Annotated in this window: 8 protein-coding genes; 3 read left to right on the top strand and 5 right to left on the bottom strand. The window is 61.2% G+C overall.

Annotated features, from left to right (window positions below; all coding sequences use genetic code 11):
• Nucleotides 1-187 precede the first annotated feature (187 nt).
• Nucleotides 188-2,926 (bottom strand): 4-alpha-glucanotransferase, encoded by a 2,739-nt coding sequence (locus tag E5J99_RS10685; RefSeq protein ID WP_135497723.1) that lies wholly within the window; start codon nt 2,924-2,926, stop codon nt 188-190.
• A gap of 388 nt (nt 2,927-3,314) precedes the next feature.
• Between E5J99_RS10685 and E5J99_RS10680 the strand changes: the two genes are divergently transcribed.
• The gene (locus E5J99_RS10680) at nt 3,315-8,456 is read left to right on the top strand and encodes a translocation/assembly module TamB domain-containing protein (protein ID WP_135497721.1); all 5,142 of its coding nucleotides are present in this window, start codon (nt 3,315-3,317) and stop codon (nt 8,454-8,456) included.
• Between the two features lie 24 nt (nt 8,457-8,480).
• Nucleotides 8,481-10,922, top strand: a complete 2,442-nt coding sequence (tamL, locus tag E5J99_RS10675; RefSeq protein ID WP_135497719.1) for a translocation and assembly module lipoprotein TamL — start codon at nt 8,481-8,483, stop codon at nt 10,920-10,922.
• A gap of 138 nt (nt 10,923-11,060) precedes the next feature.
• On the opposite strand, the gene E5J99_RS10670 is transcribed toward tamL, so the two are convergent.
• The 4 genes from E5J99_RS10670 to fdhD form a co-directional block, all read right to left on the bottom strand.
• The gene (locus tag E5J99_RS10670) at nt 11,061-11,618 is read right to left on the bottom strand and encodes a hypothetical protein (RefSeq protein WP_135497717.1); all 558 of its coding nucleotides are present in this window, start codon (nt 11,616-11,618) and stop codon (nt 11,061-11,063) included.
• Between the two features lie 175 nt (nt 11,619-11,793).
• Nucleotides 11,794-14,352, bottom strand: a complete 2,559-nt coding sequence (locus E5J99_RS10665; protein ID WP_135497715.1) for an FdhF/YdeP family oxidoreductase — start codon at nt 14,350-14,352, stop codon at nt 11,794-11,796.
• Between the two features lie 56 nt (nt 14,353-14,408).
• A complete protein-coding gene (locus tag E5J99_RS10660) occupies nt 14,409-14,732 on the bottom strand; it encodes a DUF7009 family protein (RefSeq protein ID WP_135497714.1) in 324 nt (107 codons plus the stop codon).
• An 82-nt stretch (nt 14,733-14,814) separates the two neighbouring features.
• Nucleotides 14,815-15,708, bottom strand: a complete 894-nt coding sequence (gene fdhD, locus E5J99_RS10655; protein WP_135497713.1) for a formate dehydrogenase accessory sulfurtransferase FdhD — start codon at nt 15,706-15,708, stop codon at nt 14,815-14,817.
• A gap of 389 nt (nt 15,709-16,097) precedes the next feature.
• Between fdhD and moeB the strand changes: the two genes are divergently transcribed.
• Nucleotides 16,098-17,207: a molybdopterin-synthase adenylyltransferase MoeB gene (moeB, locus tag E5J99_RS10650; RefSeq protein ID WP_135497712.1), complete on the top strand. Its 1,110-nt coding sequence runs from the start codon at nt 16,098-16,100 to the stop codon at nt 17,205-17,207.
• Nucleotides 17,208-17,357 lie beyond the last annotated feature (150 nt).

The raw sequence follows: 17,357 nt of genomic DNA, 5'->3' as shown, positions 1-17,357 counted from the left end.
ACCAGCCTTTGGCTGGGCTAAAGTATCAGAACCGCACCGCATGACCATCGCCTGGTTGGTTATGATCTTGTTATGTATCGATACGATTTGTACTAAAGTGTGGATTGCGAGGGGTGATGAAACGAATAAGGCTGAAGTACAGCAAGTGTACTCCAGCCTTCAAATTCCGGTATCGTTGTTTGCTGAATTAGTATACCCGCTGGCGGCCACTACTGATGAGCAGCTGCTGCACGTCGTGGTTGAAGCCTATTTCCTGCACTAGGTCCTCCAGATTCAGATGCAGGCGGTATTTCCAGAAGTGGGTGGGGTTGCTGGGCACGTTTATTTGTTCGTCCAGCGGGTTGGCCCGGCGTAGGGCTGGGCTCATAGCCAGCAAATCCTGCAGCGGGAACACGGCCCACATGGCGGGAGAGTGCAAGTGCTGCACCGTCACTTCGCGGGCCACCCAGGGCTCACAGTGGTAGGGCGCGCCCTCGCCCCAGTGGCCCAGCGTATTCTCGAAGAAACGCTGGGTACGGGCCGGGTCTTCTTCCCACCAGCCGCGTACGGTGCTCATGTCGTGGGAGCCCGGGCTGACGACTGATAAGTAAGGGGCCACGCCAGGGTGGCCAAACTCCACCTTGGGGTCGGCGGGCATGCGCTGGATGTTGAGGCCCAGAATACCCAGCGCCTTCATAACGCCGGGCACCGATTCGGGCACCATGCCCAGGTCTTCACCACAGATGAGCATGTTGGTGGCGTAGCGCACGGCCGGCAGCTTCACCATGCCTTGGTCGCGCCAGAAATCCTCGTGGCGACGGTAGAAAAAGTCGTTGTAGAGGTCGTGGAGGCGGTGGCGGGTATGGTCATCCAGCTCGCGGAAAGCATACGTCTTGGGCAGCGTGATGCGCGGGTGGTAAAAGTCAGCCTCGGCGGCAGGCACAAAAAGTACTTCGTTGACCAACTGATACAAACCCGTGCGCAGCCAGCTGTAATGCTCGGCATTGCTGGGCTCAGCGGCAATTTTCTTCCCGAACACTTCCTCAATCTGCCGCTGCGTGCGCAAGTGCTCCTTCAGACGGAAAATACCAGGGGTGGTTTCATCCAGAAACTCCTGGCGCACAGCCTCGGCCTGCTCCTTGAAAATATCGTTCAGGATGTGCCAGCGGATGTAGGGCTCGCACAAGCGGCCGTGGTCGAACCAGCCGATGCGCTGCTCGATTTCGTGGCGGTGAAGCGGCAACGCCGGGGAGAAATGCCCCAGCAAGCCCTCTACCGAATGGCCGGGCATTTCCCAGATTCGGAAAAAGCCCAGAATATGGTCGATGCGCAGGGCGTCGAAATAGCGCGCCAGGTGGCTCATGCGCTGCTTCCACCACGTGTAGCCGTCCTCGGCCATCCGCTCCCAGTTGTAAGTCGGGAAGCGCCAGTTCTGGCCCGTGGTCGAGAAGTCGTCCGGGGGAGCACCGGCCTGCTGGTCCATGTGGTAGAGCTCGGGCTGGGTCCAGGCATCGGCCGAGTGGCGGTAGATGCCGATGGGCAGGTCGCCCTTCATGACCACTCCGCTTTGGCGGGCGTAGTCCACGGCATCGCGCAGCTGCTTATCGAGGTGAAACTGCGTGAAGAAGTGCAGGCCAAACTCATCGAAGTCAGCCTGGGTTTCGGCCGTCAGCTCATCGAGGCGCTGCGGGGTCCGAAACTCGCTGGGCCACTGCGAAAAGTCGGCCGTGCCGAACCGGTCGCGCAGGGCCGAGAAGGCCGCATAGGCCACCAGCCAGCTCTGCTGCTGCTCGCGGAACGTCTTAAATTCCGGATCGGCCAGAAACTTCCCCTTTTCCTGTTGGTAGAGCTTCTTGATGAAGTGCCACTTGGCGTTCATCACCGGCTCGTAGTCCACAAAGTTGCGGCCGTTGAACTCGTCGCGCTGCCGCTCTAACTCCTGGCGGTCAGCGGGTTCGGCTAGCTCGGCAATTTCGTCGAGGTTGAGGTACTGCGGGTGCAGGGCAAAAACCGAAATGGCCGCGTAGGGGTACGAGTCGACCCAGGTATGGGTGGCCGTGGTGTCGTTGATGGGCAGGATCTGCACCATTTTCAGGCCGGTGCTGGCGGCCCAGTCCACCAGCAGCTTCAAGTCGGGAAACTCGCCTACACCCAAGCCCCGGCGGCTGCGTAGCGCAAATACTGGCAGGGCCACACCCGCTCCGCGCCAGTTGCCGGTAGGGTAGCGGAAATGCTCATCGGCGCGGACGCGCAACGTTTTGCGGTCGGCAGAAGCCGAAATAATCCGGTCGTCGCCCGCTTCCAGGTGCAGAATTTTCTTGTCGCGCGGGTCCCAGATACCATACTTATATTGAGTGGTGCGCTCGGGGTGCTCCAGGGCCACCTCGGCTACCCAGGTCGGATAGTCTTGGTCGGAGAGGAGAACGGCTTTGCGGGCATCCCAGGCACCCAGCGCCGGGTCGGAGCCTAGCACGCAGAGCTGGTGGTCGGAGTCGACGCGGGGCGCGGCCAGCTGAAAGCGCATCACCGAATCGGCAACGCGGGCCGCTGGGCGGGTCGTACTGGCTTTTGCCGGGGTCGGCCGGCGCATCAGCGCTTGGGTGAAAGCGGCGGTGTGCAACTCGTTTTCGGGCTGGGCCGCCGGCCGCCAGTAGTCTTCCAGCACGATGCGGCCCAACTGGCGGCCATCGTAGTGCACTACGCGGTTGGCACCCCATTCCCAGTCTTCGTTGCCACTGCGCTCATCGAGCAGAATAAACTTGTACTCCACGGTGCCGGCCTGGTCGTCGGGCAGGCTTATTTCCTGGCTCCAGAAGCCGGAAGCCGGGTGGTAATGCAAATCCAGGGCCTGCGCCAGGTTCCAGGAACCCAGGGTAGGCACAGAGCCACAGACTACCAGCCGCTGGCCCCAGGCCGTATGAAATGGCAGCGTAAAACGAAGAATCATGGGAGGGAAATTCGGGTTGGAGGCGAAAGATACTAGAGTGGAGGAGTAAGTTTTGCTTTCCGGAAGCGTAGTGGCACCGAATTGATTACTTGCGCCGTTAATTGCGGTAGTTGCGCAAGTGAATTTATTGGGTAATAAGCAGGTAAACAGCGATTTGTGGTTGCTATTGGGTGGTGGCTGTACAGATCGACTTTCTGATAATTTTATTCATTGAATAAATACTATGTTTTAGCGGTCGGGACGTGCCCCGGCCGTAAGCAGCGCACGAAGCGCAAGCCAACCCGCACGGTTGTTTTTGCGTTGGGACGGGCGTACCTTCAATCTTTTTTGCGCCATTAACTCTCTCCCTACTTACGCCCGCCGCGCTCTATATGCCCTACTCGGGTTGGTGGCTTTTGTGTTGCTGCTGGTAATTGTGGCCGTCGTGGCTTTGCAGTTTCCCGCTACTCAGGACTTCGTAGCTCGCCGGGCTGAAACCTATCTTCGCGACAAGCTGGGCACGGAAGTACGCATCGGCAAGTTTCGCACCGACTTCCGTAATGCTATATCTTTCGACAACGTGTATCTGGAAGACCAGCAGCGAGATACCTTGCTTTCGGTCGGTCATGTTGGCCTCAATCTGGACCTGTGGGCGCTGACCAAATCGCAGATCAATGTGAAGTCGCTGGAGCTCAATGATGGGACGCTGCACATCAAGCGTACCGAGCCCGACAGCGTTTCCAACTATGACTTTATCGTGGCGGCCTTTTCCACTGATACTACCGCCGCCGCTCCCGTCGACTCCACGGGCGGCTTCAAGTACAACATCGGTGACCTGCACTTATCCAACATCTACCTAACGTACCAGGATCAGGTGGACGGCAACGACATTCGCACTAAGGTTGGCGACCTGGCTGTGACGATGGATGAGGTAGATGTTGACAGGTCTATTTACCGCATCAATACCGCTGCGCTAAAAAATACCAGCATCGGAATTGTGCAAACCAAGGTGCCGCCCGACACGCCTTCCGAGCCGCTTACGACCGTATTTGGCCTGAACCGCGCCACGCTCAACAACGTGAGCCTGACGTACCGCAACAACGTGGCGGCGCAGTTTATCAGCACCCGCATCGGTGAGGCCGAAGCCACGGCCGATAAGATTGACCTCATCAACTCGCGCATCGACCTTAACCAGCTGAAGCTGCGCAATACGTCCTTTGCCTACGCCCAGAATGAGAATGTGCCCGTGGAGCAGCGCGTGGTGAACCCCGCCGAAGCCGTGCGCGACCTGAACGAATCGGTGGAAAAAGCCACCGGCGCGGCCACCAGCTGGGTAGTCACGCTCAAGAAGTCCGATATCAGCGGCGTGGACGTGGCTTTCGACAACTTCGACGAGCCCAAGCAGCGCACCCGCGTGCCGGCTATGGACTACAACCACCTCCAGTTCACGGATCTGGTGCTGAATACGGAGAACCTTTTTTACTCCGAAAACAGCACTACGGGCCGCATCGTGAACTTGGCGGGCAAGGAAAAAAGCGGCTTCCAGGTGCAGAGTGCTACGGCCGACGTGATTTTCGACTCGGTGCAGACCCGGCTGGATAACCTGGACTTAATAACGCCTCACACCCGCATCCGCCAGACGCTGGCCATGCGCTACAAGAGCCTCGACGCGCTGGCCGATACCAGGCAGCTGCCGAATCTGGGCATCGAGGGCGACCTGCGCAACGTGCGCCTCGGCTTCCGCGACATCCTGTACCTGGCCCCCGACCTGGCCGGCACGCCGCCGTTCAATACCGGCCCGAATCAGTCGGTGCTCATCAGCGGCAAGGTGGCCGGGCGCGTGGGCGACATGCGCATCAAAGACCTGGAATTCGTGGGCTTCCGCAACACGGTGGTGAAGGCCAGCGGCCGGATTCAGGGGTTGCCCGAAACCGACCGCCGCCTGTACGCTGACTTGAACATCAAGCAGTTTTCGACCTCGGATGCCGATTTGAAAAGCCTGCTGCCGAAGGGTACGATTCCGGCCGAATACCGCCTGCCGGCCCGCATGACGGTGGCCGGCACGTTTAAAGGCCGGCCCACGGCCCAGATTTTTGATGCCAACCTGCGGGCTACCACCAGCTTCGGCAACGCCACGGCCAAGATAGATATGGGCGCGGGGCCGAAAGGGCAGGAGCCGATTACGGCCGTGTTCAGCACCCAGGGGCTGGATGTGGGCAAGTTTCTGCGCGACCCGACCATTGGTAAAATCACGGCCAACGGCCGCCTGAACGCGCGCGGCCTCGACCCGGCCCAGATGCGCGGCCAGCTGGTGGCCAATGTGCAGAGTGCCCGCTACAACGGCTACAACTACCGCGGCATTACGGCCAACGTGGACATCGACCGGCAGATCTACAAAATAGACGCCCGAAGCAAAACCGACCCCAACCTGAACCTGGACCTGCTGGCTACCGTGAACCTGCGCGACGCCAACAACCCCACCTACACCGTCGACCGTCTGAACCTGCGCGGGGCCAACCTGACGGCGCTGGGCTTCTATACCGGCGGCGACCTGCGCATTCAGGGTGATTTGCAGGCCAACATCAGCGGCTCGGATCTGAACTCGCTGAACGGCACGTTCTCGGGCCGCCGCATCGTAATTGTAAAGGACAATCAACCGTTTGCGCTCGACTCGCTCAGTGGCCGCATTTTGCAGCGGCCGGGCCGCACCGAGGTTGATTTTGCCTCCAATGTGCTGGACGCTACGCTGCGCGGCAATACCCGCCTGGGCGACATTGCTCTGGAGCTGCAGCGCCACATCGACCGGTATTTCGACTTGCCAGGGGTGAAGTACACGCCTTCCAGCGTCTATCGTCAGTTTACCTTCGATGCCAACCTGAAAGACCCGAAGATTGCCACCCAGCTGGTGCCGGGCCTCAAGCAGCTTTCGCCCTTCAAGCTGGCCGGCAGCTACGACAGCCGCGCCGCTAATCTGACCTTGAACAGCCGCATTCCGCTGATTCGCTACGACGTATACACCCTGGATTCACTGCGGCTCAATGTGTCGTCGGATGCCCAGAAGCTGGACTACGCGGTGCGGCTGCGGCAGGCTAGTCAGGATACGACCTTGCGGCTGCCGAATCCGAGCCTGGTAGGCAGCATCGCCGATAACAAGATTGGCACCAACCTGCGCATTGCCGAATCGGACAGCGTGCAGAAGCTGAACGTGGCGGGCGTGCTGCAAGTCATTAACCAGGGTGCTGCGTATGCGTTCAGCTTTGCGCCCAACCTGGTGCTGGACAACCAGAAATGGACCGTGGAGCCCAACAACGAGGTGCGCTACACTACGGCTACCGGCGCTATTCTGGCCCAGAATGTGCGGCTCAGTCAGGGCAACCAGGTGCTGGCCTTGCAAACCTTGCCCGGTGCGCAGTATCCGTTGCAGGCCACGATTACCAACTTCGACCTGAACGGCCTGGCCAAAGCCGGCGGCATGCCCGACTCGATGGTGGCGGGCACGCTCAATGGGCAGGCCGTGGCCTTCAGCATCGGCAAGCCCAAACAAGCATTTACCGCTGATCTGGCCCTGACCAGCTTTGCCTACAATAAGTCGTTGCTGGGTGATGTGACGCTGAAAGCCACCAACCCCACCGCCAACCGCTACAACGTGGATGCCCGCCTGACCAACGCCTCGGGTGCTGACGTGCGGGCCGTGGGCTACTACCTGGCCACGCCGCCCGACCCGATTCAGTTTGTGGTAACGGTGAACCGCCTCGATATCAAAACTGCCGAGGCCTTCTCGGCCGGCCAGCTGCGCGAATCGACGGGCGGCCTGACCGGCACCCTGAACGTGACCGGCAACGTGAGCCAGCCGCTGATTCAGGGCGCTATTACGACTACCGCTGACGCGGGCTTTACTGTGAGCCAGCTGGGTGCGCCCTACCGCGTGCCGAGCCAGACGGTGAACTTCGGACCGCAGGGCCTCACCTTCGACAACTTCACGGTGGTCGATTCGGTGGGCAACAAGGCCGTGGCCACGGGCACGGTGTACACCCGCAACTACGTGGATGACTACCGCTTCGACCTGAACGTGACGACCGACAAGTTTCTGGCCGTGCAAAGTTCCCGGCAGGATAATCCGCTGTTCTGGGGCAAGCTGGTGGTCGATTCGGATACGCGCATTACCGGCAATATGAACCTGCCCGTGGTGCGCACCCGCGCCGTGGTGGCCGAAGGCTCCGACCTGAAAGTGGCCGTGCCCAACGACGAAGCCGGTAAGGTAAGCAGCGACGGTATCGTGCAGTTTATCGACAAAAGCGCCCCGCTCGACACCATGCTTTCCCGCCGATTGGCGCTGGATTCGGTGAAAACCGCCGCCGGCTACGACATCACGGCCACCGTGACGGTGAACGACAACACGCCCTTCACCATCATCATCGACCAAGCCAGCGGCGACAACCTGAAAGTGCGGGCCAACGGCACGCTGCGCACGGCCATTGACCCCAGCGGCACTATCACGCTCAACGGCCGCCTCGATGTGACGGAGGGCAAATACGCCATGTCGCTCTACGACCTAGCTTCCCGCGACTTCGCCATTGCCCCCGGCAGCACCATTTCCTGGACCGGCGACCCGTATAATGCCCAGCTAAACGTGTCGGCTATTTATAACGTGAAAGCGCCGCCGGCCGAATTGCTGGCCGCCCAGGGCCTGGCCGACGAAACCCTGCAGGCCGTGGGCCGCAACCAACTGCCCTTCCAGGTGTACCTGAACGTGACCGGCGAGCTGCTCAAGCCCCTTATCGGCTTCGATATCAAGCTGCCCGAAAGTGCCCGCAGTGAGCTGCGCGGCCCCATCGAAACGCGCCTGGCCCAACTGCGCCAGCCCAGCGAAACCTCGGAGCTGAACAAGCAGGTATTCTCGCTGCTGGTGCTCAGCCGGTTTATGTCGCAGGATCCGTTTAAGTCGAGCGGCGGCAACATCGTGGCCGACCAGCTGCGCGGCTCGGCCAGCCAGGTGCTGACCCAGCAGCTAAATAACCTGACCGGTAGCTACCTTTCCAACCTGGGCGTGGAGCTGGGCGTGAATTCCTATGCCGACTACTCCTCGGGGGCCGAGAAAACCCGCACCGACCTGAACGTAGCCGTGCGCCGCCAGCTGCTCAACAATCGCCTCACCGTGCGTCTCGGTACCGACGTACCGTTGGGCGGCGGCAACCAGGCCTCAACTGGCCAGAACAGCGGCGGCGTGAGCAGCTTTGCCGGCGACGTGAGCGTGGAGTACAACGTGCTGGCCAATGGCCGCATCCGCCTGCGGGCCTTCCGCAACAACGCCTACGGCGACATCGACGGGCAGTTTGTGCGTACCGGCGCGTCGCTCATCTTCCAGCGCGACTACCGCGACCTGGCCGACCTGTTCAAGGGCATCGACGACGTGGTGAAGGAGGAAGTGAAGCAGGAGCGCCGCCAGCGCCGCCAGGAGAAAAAGGCCGCCCCCGACTCGACCCAGACGCCCGGTGCCGTCACGCGCCGCGACTCGGTGCGGGCGCAGCCGAAACCCACCACCAGCCGCTAGTTTTTTCGTTTTCTATTGAGCTCAATGTTCTTGTCCTTCTTCTCCCGTGCGCAACCCCACCCCCGGCCCCTCTCCACAGGAGAGGAGTGTCAGTCGTCAGCTTCGCTTGGCACCCCTCTCCTGTGGGGAGGGGCCGGGGGTGGGGTGCGCCTGCTGGCCGTGGTAGCCGGGCTGCTGGCCAGCGGCTGCTCGGGCACGAAATTCATTCCCGAAGGCGCGAAGCTCTATACCGGCGGCGCGGTGAAAGTGCAGTCGGACAGCCCGATTCCCAATGAGGCCGCGCTGACCACGGAGCTGACGGCCGTTATTGCTCCCAAGCCCAACGCCTCCATTCTGGGGCTGCGGCCCAAGCTGTATTTCTGGCACATGGGCGAGGGCAAAACCAAGGGTTTGGGCAAGTGGCTGGCCAATAAGTACGGCGAAAAACCCGTGCTGCTGAGCCAAGCCGATACCCAGACGGTGAAGGGCCTGATGGTGAACCGCCTCAACAACAACGGCTATTTCAAGCCCACCGTGAGCAGCAAAGTGGCGGTGAAAGGCGCTACCGCCCAGGTCGATTACACGGCCAACGTCGGCAAGCCCTATACCATCAAGGAGATTCACTTCCCGGAGCGCGACACGCTGATTGACCGCGCCATCCGGGCCACCGAGTCGGCTTCGCTGCTGAAAGTGGGCGACCCGTACAGCCTGCAAACCTTCATCAATGAGCGGGCCCGCATCGACGGCGTGCTCAAAAACCAGGGTTACTACTATTTCACGCCCGACTATATTCTGTTCCAGGTCGATAGCACGCTGGACAACCAGGTGAACGTGTTTCTGAAGGTGAAAGGCACGATTCCGCCCCGCGCGGCCAAGCCCTACATCCTGAACAACGTGACGCTGAACACCAGCTACAACCTCTCGGATACCACCCAGAACCAGCGGCCCATCATCTACGGGAAATACCGCTATTACCCCGACGAGAAGGTGTTCAAGGCCAGCGCCATTACCAACGCCACCTTCCTGTATCCCGACAGCGTGTACCGCCGCCGCCGCTCCGACCAGACGCTGAGCCGTCTGATGAGCCTGGGCACGTTCAAGTTCGTGGATATGCGCTTCCGGCCCGCCCGCGCCAAGGCCGATTCGGCCGGCTACGGCTTCCTGAACTCCTTTATCCGGATGACCCAGGTGCCCAAGCAGTCGTTGCGGGCCGAAGTGCTGCTGGTGAGTAAGTCCAACGGCTTTGTGGGGCCGGGCTTCCAGGTGCAGTACCGCAACCGCTCGGCCTTGCGTGGGGCCGAGCAGCTGCTCATCAACCTGACGGGCAATTTCGAAAATCAGACCCTGGCCAACACCAATACCATCGGCATCACCAGCTACGAAGTCGGCGTGGATGCCCAGCTGCTGGTGCCGCGCCTGCTTACGCCGTTGTTCGATATCCGGCTGCGCAACTCCGACTTCCAGCCCCGCACCAGCTTTGGGGCCGGCTACCGCTACGTGCAGCGGGTGGGGGCTTTTCAGGAAGATGTGGTGACTCTGAACTACGGCTACACCTGGAAAACCAAGCTCACCAACGAGCAGGAGCTACGCCCGATTGATCTGCAATACATCCGGCTGGGCACCACCAGCCCCGAGTTCAAACAGCTGCTTATTGACCGGCCATTTCTGGCCAATAGCTTCCGCCAGCAGTTTATTCTGGGCAGCAGCTACCGCTACACCTATAATCAGCAGACGCTGGAGCAGCGCCGCAACCAGATTTATTTCAGCGGCGGCCTCGAAGGCTCAGGCAACCTGGCCTACCTGGTCAGCAACCTGGCAGGCCGCGAGAAGGTGACCAACCCGGCCGATAACAGCCAGGCCTATACGCTTTTCAAGCAGGAGTTTTCGCAGTACACCAAGGTCGATCTGGAGTTTCGCAACTACTTCCGCATCTCGCCCGACCGTACCAGCGGCAACAAGGTTGCCACCCGCGTGCTCATCGGGGCCGGCATCCCGTACCTCAATTCCACGGTGCTGCCCTACCTGAAACAGTACGGTATCGGGGGGCCAAACAGCGTGCGGGCCTTTGCCGCCCGGGGCCTCGGGCCGGGCACTTACCGCCCCATTACTTCCCGCGAAACCTCCACACAGTTCTACGACCAGGTGGGCGACGTGCGTCTGGAAGCCAATGCCGAATACCGCCAGGATCTGTTTCCCTACGTGAAAGGGGCGCTGTTTGTAGATGCGGGCAATATCTGGCTGGTGAACCCCGACGATAAGCGCCCCGGCGGCCAGTTCGACCCCAAAAGCTTCATGAAGCAGCTGGCCGTGGGCGCCGGCGCGGGCATCCGCATCGACGTGCAGTTCTTCGTCATCCGCTTCGATCTGGCCTACCCGTTGCGCTACCCCTACGCCACCGGCGAAGTCTTCGACACGAACGGCATCAAGCTGGCCGACGCCATAGAACCCGCCCCCCGCCTGAATATTGCCATCGGCTATCCTTTCTAGGCCCAGTAGGCAGCAAGTAAGCGAAAAGCCCCAGCGGGTTGGCACCAATCGTTGAATGAAGGTGCCGCCCCGCTGGGGCTTTTGAGTTTTTCAGGATCGGTTTTTCTACCGAACTGCCGACCCGCTGGGGCTGGCAGTTCAGCGGCCCGCATGCTGCGCGGCCATGCGCTGGTGGTACGTCAGCGCGTCTTCGGGGGCCGGGCCGGCGGCCAGCACCTCGTGGGCCAGCAGCTGTCCGTCGCTCTGCCGGAAGGCGTCGTAGGCAGCCTGGTCGAGGAAGCCGGGCAGGCGGTCTTCCGGGAGCCAGTCGCTGAGCAGACCGGCAAAATCCAGCCCTTCGAACTTCGTGTAGGTGCCCGCCGCCGGGTCGAGTAGGCCAATGGGCGCATCGGTGCCTTCCTCGGTGGTGCTCTCGGCCACCAGCAGCATGCCGTAGGCATTGCGCCCGATAACGGTGCGCTCTACCTCGGCTTCCAGAATGTGCGCCCACGCTGCCAGGGCCAGGTTCAGCAGCGGCAGCTCGGTGCCAAACAGGTACAGAAAGCCGTTGCGGTACCAGCCCGCGCCCACCTCGTCGTACATCATGCGCCACAGGCTCTTGTCGAACTTGTCGGTGAAAAAGTCGCCCGGCGGCACGGCTGGGTTAGGGCGGCCGAAGTGGTGGGTGAAGATGGATATTTCGGAATCGGTGGACATAAGCAGGCAGGTGAAGAAGGCAACAAGAATACGAAGAGAATGGGAGTTGGGTGGCAGCGCATCGGTATAAAAGCCCTACGCCGGGCCAGCCCGACCACTAAGTGGCTAGCAACAGAAAGCCCCGGCGCATTGGTGCGCCGGGGCTCGTTGCTTGGTGAAGCCGGTGCAGGACAGCCTAGGCCGTTTCCTGCGCCGCCACACGGGCTTCCAGGTATTCCTTGGTGCTATCGACGGCCCGGGTAGGCACCACCGTTACCACCACATACTTCGACGTCGGCGTGTTGCTTACTTTGGCTACGCTGGTGATGGGCACCAGCGGGTTGGCCTCGGGGAAATACGCCGACACGTTGCCTTTCGGGATGTCATACGGCACGGCCACGAATTTCTCCACCGTGCGCTCCTGGCCTTCGAAATGACTGGTGATATCAATCAAATCCTTGGCCTTGATGCCGCGGGTGGCCATGTCCTGCACGTTCATGAACAGCACGCGCCGCTCGCCCTGAATACCCCGATACCGGTCGTTGTACTCGTAGATGGTCGTGTTGAACTGGTCATGACTGCGCACCGTCATCATAATCAGCTGGTCGGGCTCAATGGTGTAGTTGTCGAGGGTGGTCGTCGTGAAGTTCGCCTTGCCGTTGGGCGTAGTGAATTTCCGCTCCCGGGGGCCATTGGGTAGGTAGAAGCCACCGGGCCGCCGCAGCTTCTCGTTGAACTTCTCAAAACCCGGAATTACGCGCGAGATATGGTCGCGAATGACGTCGTAGTTCTCCGTCATAGCTACCCAGTCCGTCTTGGTCCGGTCGCCGAGCGTGGCAATGGCCATGCCGCAGATAATGGCTACCTCACTGAGCATCTCGCCCTCCAGCGGCACCAAAATTCCTTTGTTCTGGCTCACAACTCCCATCGAGTTTTCGCAGGAAGTCATCTGCTGTCCCGATTTCTGCATATCAATATCGACGTGCGTAAAGCACGGTAACAGCAGGCTGGTTTTGCCCGTCACGAGGTGGCCGCGGTTGAGCTTCGTGCCCACGTACACGGTCAGATTCTGCTTGCGCATGCCGTCGGCAATGATTTCGGTGTCCGGGCCAGCCGCCAGCAGGTTGCCGCCCAGGCCAAAGTACACCTTGGTTTTGCCCAGATGCATAGCCTTGATGGCTTCCACTACGTCGTAGCCATCCTCGGTCGGCGTGGTGAAGTGAAACTCCTTCTCCAGCGCTTCGCGGAAGCCTTTCGGCACCCGCTCCCAAATGCCCATCGTCCGGTCGCCCTGCACGTTGGAGTGGCCGCGCACCGGGCAGGTGCCCGCGCCCGGCTTGCCGATAGCGCCCTTCATGAGCTGCAGGTTCACGATTTCCTGCACCGTTTGCACGCCCTGGCGCTGCTGCGTAACGCCCATTGCCCAGCAGGTGATGATCTTCTGCTTCGTCGCCAGCATATTAGCCGCTTCCAGCAATTGAGCCCGCGAAATGCCGCTTATCGTCTCGATATCTTCCCAGGAAGTAGTGCGAATGTTCTGCTCGAACGACTCAAAGCCAGTGGTATACTCTGCCACGAAAGCCCGGTCTACTACCTTGCCGGGGTTCCGGTCTTCAGCCTCAAAGAGGTGCTTCATGATGCCGCGCAGCAGGGCCATGTCGCCATCCACGCGCACCTGCAGAAACAGGTCAGTAATCTGGGTGCCGTCACCCATCAGCGCACCCAAAGCGCGTAGCGGGTTCATGAAATCCTGGGGGTTCTTGAAGTGGTTGAGACCAGCTTCAATCAGCGGGTTCACGCTGATAATCTTGGCTCCGTTGCGCTTGGCCTTTTGCAAAGCCGACAGCATGCGCGGGTGGTTGGTGCCGGGGTTCTGGCCAATGACCAAGATAACCTCGGCCTCATGAATGTCATTAAGCGTGACCGAGCCCTTGCCCAGGCCCAGCGTTGGGCTCAGCCCCGAGCCGCTGCTCTCGTGGCACATGTTGGAACAGTCGGGCAGGTTGTTGGTGCCAAACTGCCGCACAAACAGCTGAAACAGGAAAGCCGGCTCATTGGGCACCTTGCCCGATGTGTAGAACACGGCCTCGTCGGGCGAGTCGCAGGCGTTCAGCTCGTCGGCAATAATCTGGAAGGCGGCGGGCCAGGCGATAGGCGAGTAGTGGTTGTCGCCGGGGCGCTTCACCATAGGGTGCGTCAGGCGGCCGGCGTTATTCTGGTCGCGGTCGGTCATGCGCGAAAGCTCGGCCAAGCTGTGGCGGGCAAAAAACTCCGGGCCCGCAGCTTTGTCGTCGGCATCGGAGGCAGTGGCCTTAGCGCCATTTTCGCAGAACTCGGCTACCGAACGGTGCTCGTCGGGGTCGGGCCAGGCGCAGCTGGAGCAGTCGAAACCGTCTTTTTGGTTGAGGCCCAGCAAAGCTTTGGTACCCCTACCCACGCCGCCTTCGGCCCAGCTGAACTGCATCGACTTGAGGACTGCTGTAACGCCGGCGGCTACTCTCTGCTGGCCTTCCAGCCGGAGGCCAGTCAGGGCTTCCGGTGGCTGGGCCAGCACCGGGTTTAGGTATTTGGCATTGACCGTATCGGGGGCCGTAATGTGGTGCTGCTCGTGCTTGGTTTGGGGCTCCGCTCGGTAGTGGTCGGGCGCGGGAGCTTTGCCCTGGTCGGGCCGCTCGCCGCTTTTAGGCGCATTCTCAGCTTTCTGCTCCTGGTCCTTGCCAGCTTTGGTAGGGTCGGTTTTAGGGGAATCTTCCATAGTAGGTGTCGGTGGCGGCGTGGATGTAAGGAATGCGTGGAGCGGAGCCTGATAGTCTAATGACTGCAATCCAGGTCTTTCTCAACCAGAATACGTAACGGTTGGTTTTTAGCTACCATCAGGGTGGCGGAAAGGCCATTTTGGGTGGTGCTGGTCCAGGTGTCGGCCAAAGCGGCGGGCACCTTCACCGTAAGGGTGCCCGTGCCATACGTAACGCGAAATTCCTCCGAATCAGCCCGTTCCAGCGCGTAGGTCAGGCTCTCCTGCTGGGTGGGCCCCAGCGCCATGCCCACCGCTACCCGGCCGGTAGCAGCGAAGTGCCGGACTTCGGCCTCCGAAAGGCGCAGGCGGAGCGAGTTGTCTTCGAGACGGAGCTTCATGGGTAGAGCACAGGAGGTAAAAGCAGGAATGTAGAAGTACGCAGGTGCGTGGTAAAGGGTAAAACCAAGACAGGATAATTGCCTATTTCCCGGGCATATTTCCTGCTTCAGTCTGGATGCGCCACGCGCCGCAATAGATATTGTAGCGCTGCTGCCGCACGAAGCCGCAGAGGGTCATGCCAAAATCGGTGGCGGCCCGCACCGCTAGCGAACTGGGTGCCCCCACGGCCGCCAACACCGGAATGCCGGCCACGGCGGCCTTCTGCACCAGCTCGAACGACGCCCGGCCACTGACCAGCAAAACCGTGTTGTGCAGCGGAAGCCACTCTTGCAGCAGCGCCGCCCCAATTACTTTGTCCAGGGCGTTGTGGCGGCCCACGTCTTCGCGTAGCAGCAGCAGCGCACCCTCGGGCGAAAACAAGGCCGCCGCGTGCAGGCCCCCGGTTTGCTCGAACAGCGCCTGAGCCGCCCGCTGCCGAGCCGGTAGCGCATGAATGACTTCGGCGGCCACGTAGGGCCCGGTAGTCGGCAGCACGGGGCAAGCCGCGGCATGCACGGCGTCGATGCTGGTTTTGCCGCATACCCCGCAGCTGGAGGACGTGTAAAAGTGGCGCTCCAGGCGCGGCAACGATACGTCCAGGCTTTCGGCCAGCTCGGCCCGCACCACGTTTTCGCGCTCCTCCTCCTTTTCCACATCGGGGCAGTAGCGGATGCCCGTCAGGTCGGCACGGCTCCGGATGATGCCTTCGGTGAGCAGGAAGCCGGCTGTCAGCTCCATGTCGTGGCCCGGCGTGCGCATGGTGATGGCCAGCGTGCGGTGCTCCCGCTGGTGGGCGGGGCCAAAGCCGAGACGAATTTCCAGCGGCTCTTCCGCCGCTACCACGTCGGAGGCGGCGCTGCTCTCAGCCCCGGTCACTTTCTGCACCGTGAGGTAGTCGTAGCTGGTAGGCGGCAGAAATACGGGGGGCGTTGGCATGCGGAAAAATGCTGAGTTTTGCGGGCTGAAGCAGCGCAACCGGATGCCGGTGGCCGCGTTTCTGCTGGCAGTAAAAGAATAACTTTTGGGTCGTACCGCAAGTTTGAAAACTGCCCCTGCTTCTCCGCTTCTTCTGTCGACGGGGAAGCAAAGGTTTCAGGCCGCTGCCCTTGCAATGGCCGTATACGGGCCAGGAGGTAAGAGTGCTGACTTGTGCGACACCACCAAAGTCCCGTAGCTACACTAACCCAACTTTCACTCCCTAGCTGCACACAAGAGCGGGCAAAAGAGTTCTGATACATGTGTTCTGCTTGCTCTGGCGTGTGTTAATCAAGGCAGGACGGAATCAACTTTCTTTATACTCCCCACTACGCTCCAACACTTGCTTCATGCTTACTTCCGAAGAGCGGCAACGCTACAAACGTCATGTGCAGCTGCCCGAAATAGGGGAAGCCGGGCAGCTGCGACTCAAGGCCGCCCGCGTGCTGGTGGTGGGTGCCGGAGGCTTGGGCTGCCCGGTGCTCCAGTATTTGGCCGCCGCCGGTGTCGGCACGCTGGGCATTGCCGACGGCGACCAGGTGGAAGCCAGCAACCTGCAGCGTCAGATTCTGTTCGGGCCCGCCCAGCTGGGGCAGAACAAAGCCGAAGCCGCCGCCCAGGCTGTGCAGCGGCTCAATCCCTTGGTGCAGTGCGAAGTAGTGCCGCGCCGCGTCGACCGGGTTTCGGTGCGCGCGCTGGTAGCGCGCTACGACCTGGTCATCGACGGCTCCGATAACTTCCCGACTCGATACCTGCTCAACGATGCCTGCGTGAGTGCAGACAAGCCCCTGATTTCGGGGGCCATCTATAAGTTCGAAGGCCAGGTTTCGGTGTTCAACTACCAGGGCGGGCCCACCTACCGCTGCCTGTTTGCGCAGCCACCCTCGGCCGCCCAGGCGCCCAACTGTGCCGCCACCGGCGTGCTGGGCGTACTACCGGGACTGGTTGGGTGCGCTCAGGCCACCGAAGCCCTCAAGGTTATTCTGGGGCTGGGCGAAATTCTCAGCGGCCGGCTGTGGCTTTTCGACGCGCTGTCGTTCCAAACCCGCGCCCTGCGGTTTGTCCGCCACCCCGAGCGGGCACGTATCAACCTTGACACGGCCAACCCCGCCGATTACGCCGAGCTGTGCCAGCCGCTGGTGGCCGCCGTTACGCCCACACAGCTCCGGCAGCAGCTGACGGCGGCGCTGCCGCCGTTTGTGCTGGATGTGCGCGAGCCGGCCGAATACGCGCTGTGCCGCCTGCCCGGCGCGGTGCTGATGCCGGTGAGCAGCCTAGCTGAGCGCGCCCAGGAGCTGCCGCGTCACCAGCCCATCGTCGTGTATTGCCACCACGGCGGGCGCAGCAGCCGGGCTATTGCACAGCTGCAGCAGGAGTTCGGTTTCGATAACCTTGTTAACCTCACGGGCGGTGTGCACGCTTGGGCTACCGAAGTCGATCCGGCCATGCCCACGTATTAAGGCCGTAGCTTTGCTGCCCCGGCAGCGCGAAGCATCTATTTCGCGTAGCTGAAGGCCCGCTATTCCAGCCCGCTGATTCCAGGCGAGGGGTAAGTGGCTTGTTGCCGTTTGCCACGCTTTGCTCTTCCGGTTTTCTTCGCTTCTACTACG

Source organism: Hymenobacter elongatus (assembly GCF_004745955.1).
GTDB classification, from domain to species: domain Bacteria; phylum Bacteroidota; class Bacteroidia; order Cytophagales; family Hymenobacteraceae; genus Hymenobacter; species Hymenobacter elongatus.
The sequence above is the reverse complement of the archived record's forward strand: the minus strand, read 5'-3'. Positions and strand labels throughout refer to the sequence as shown.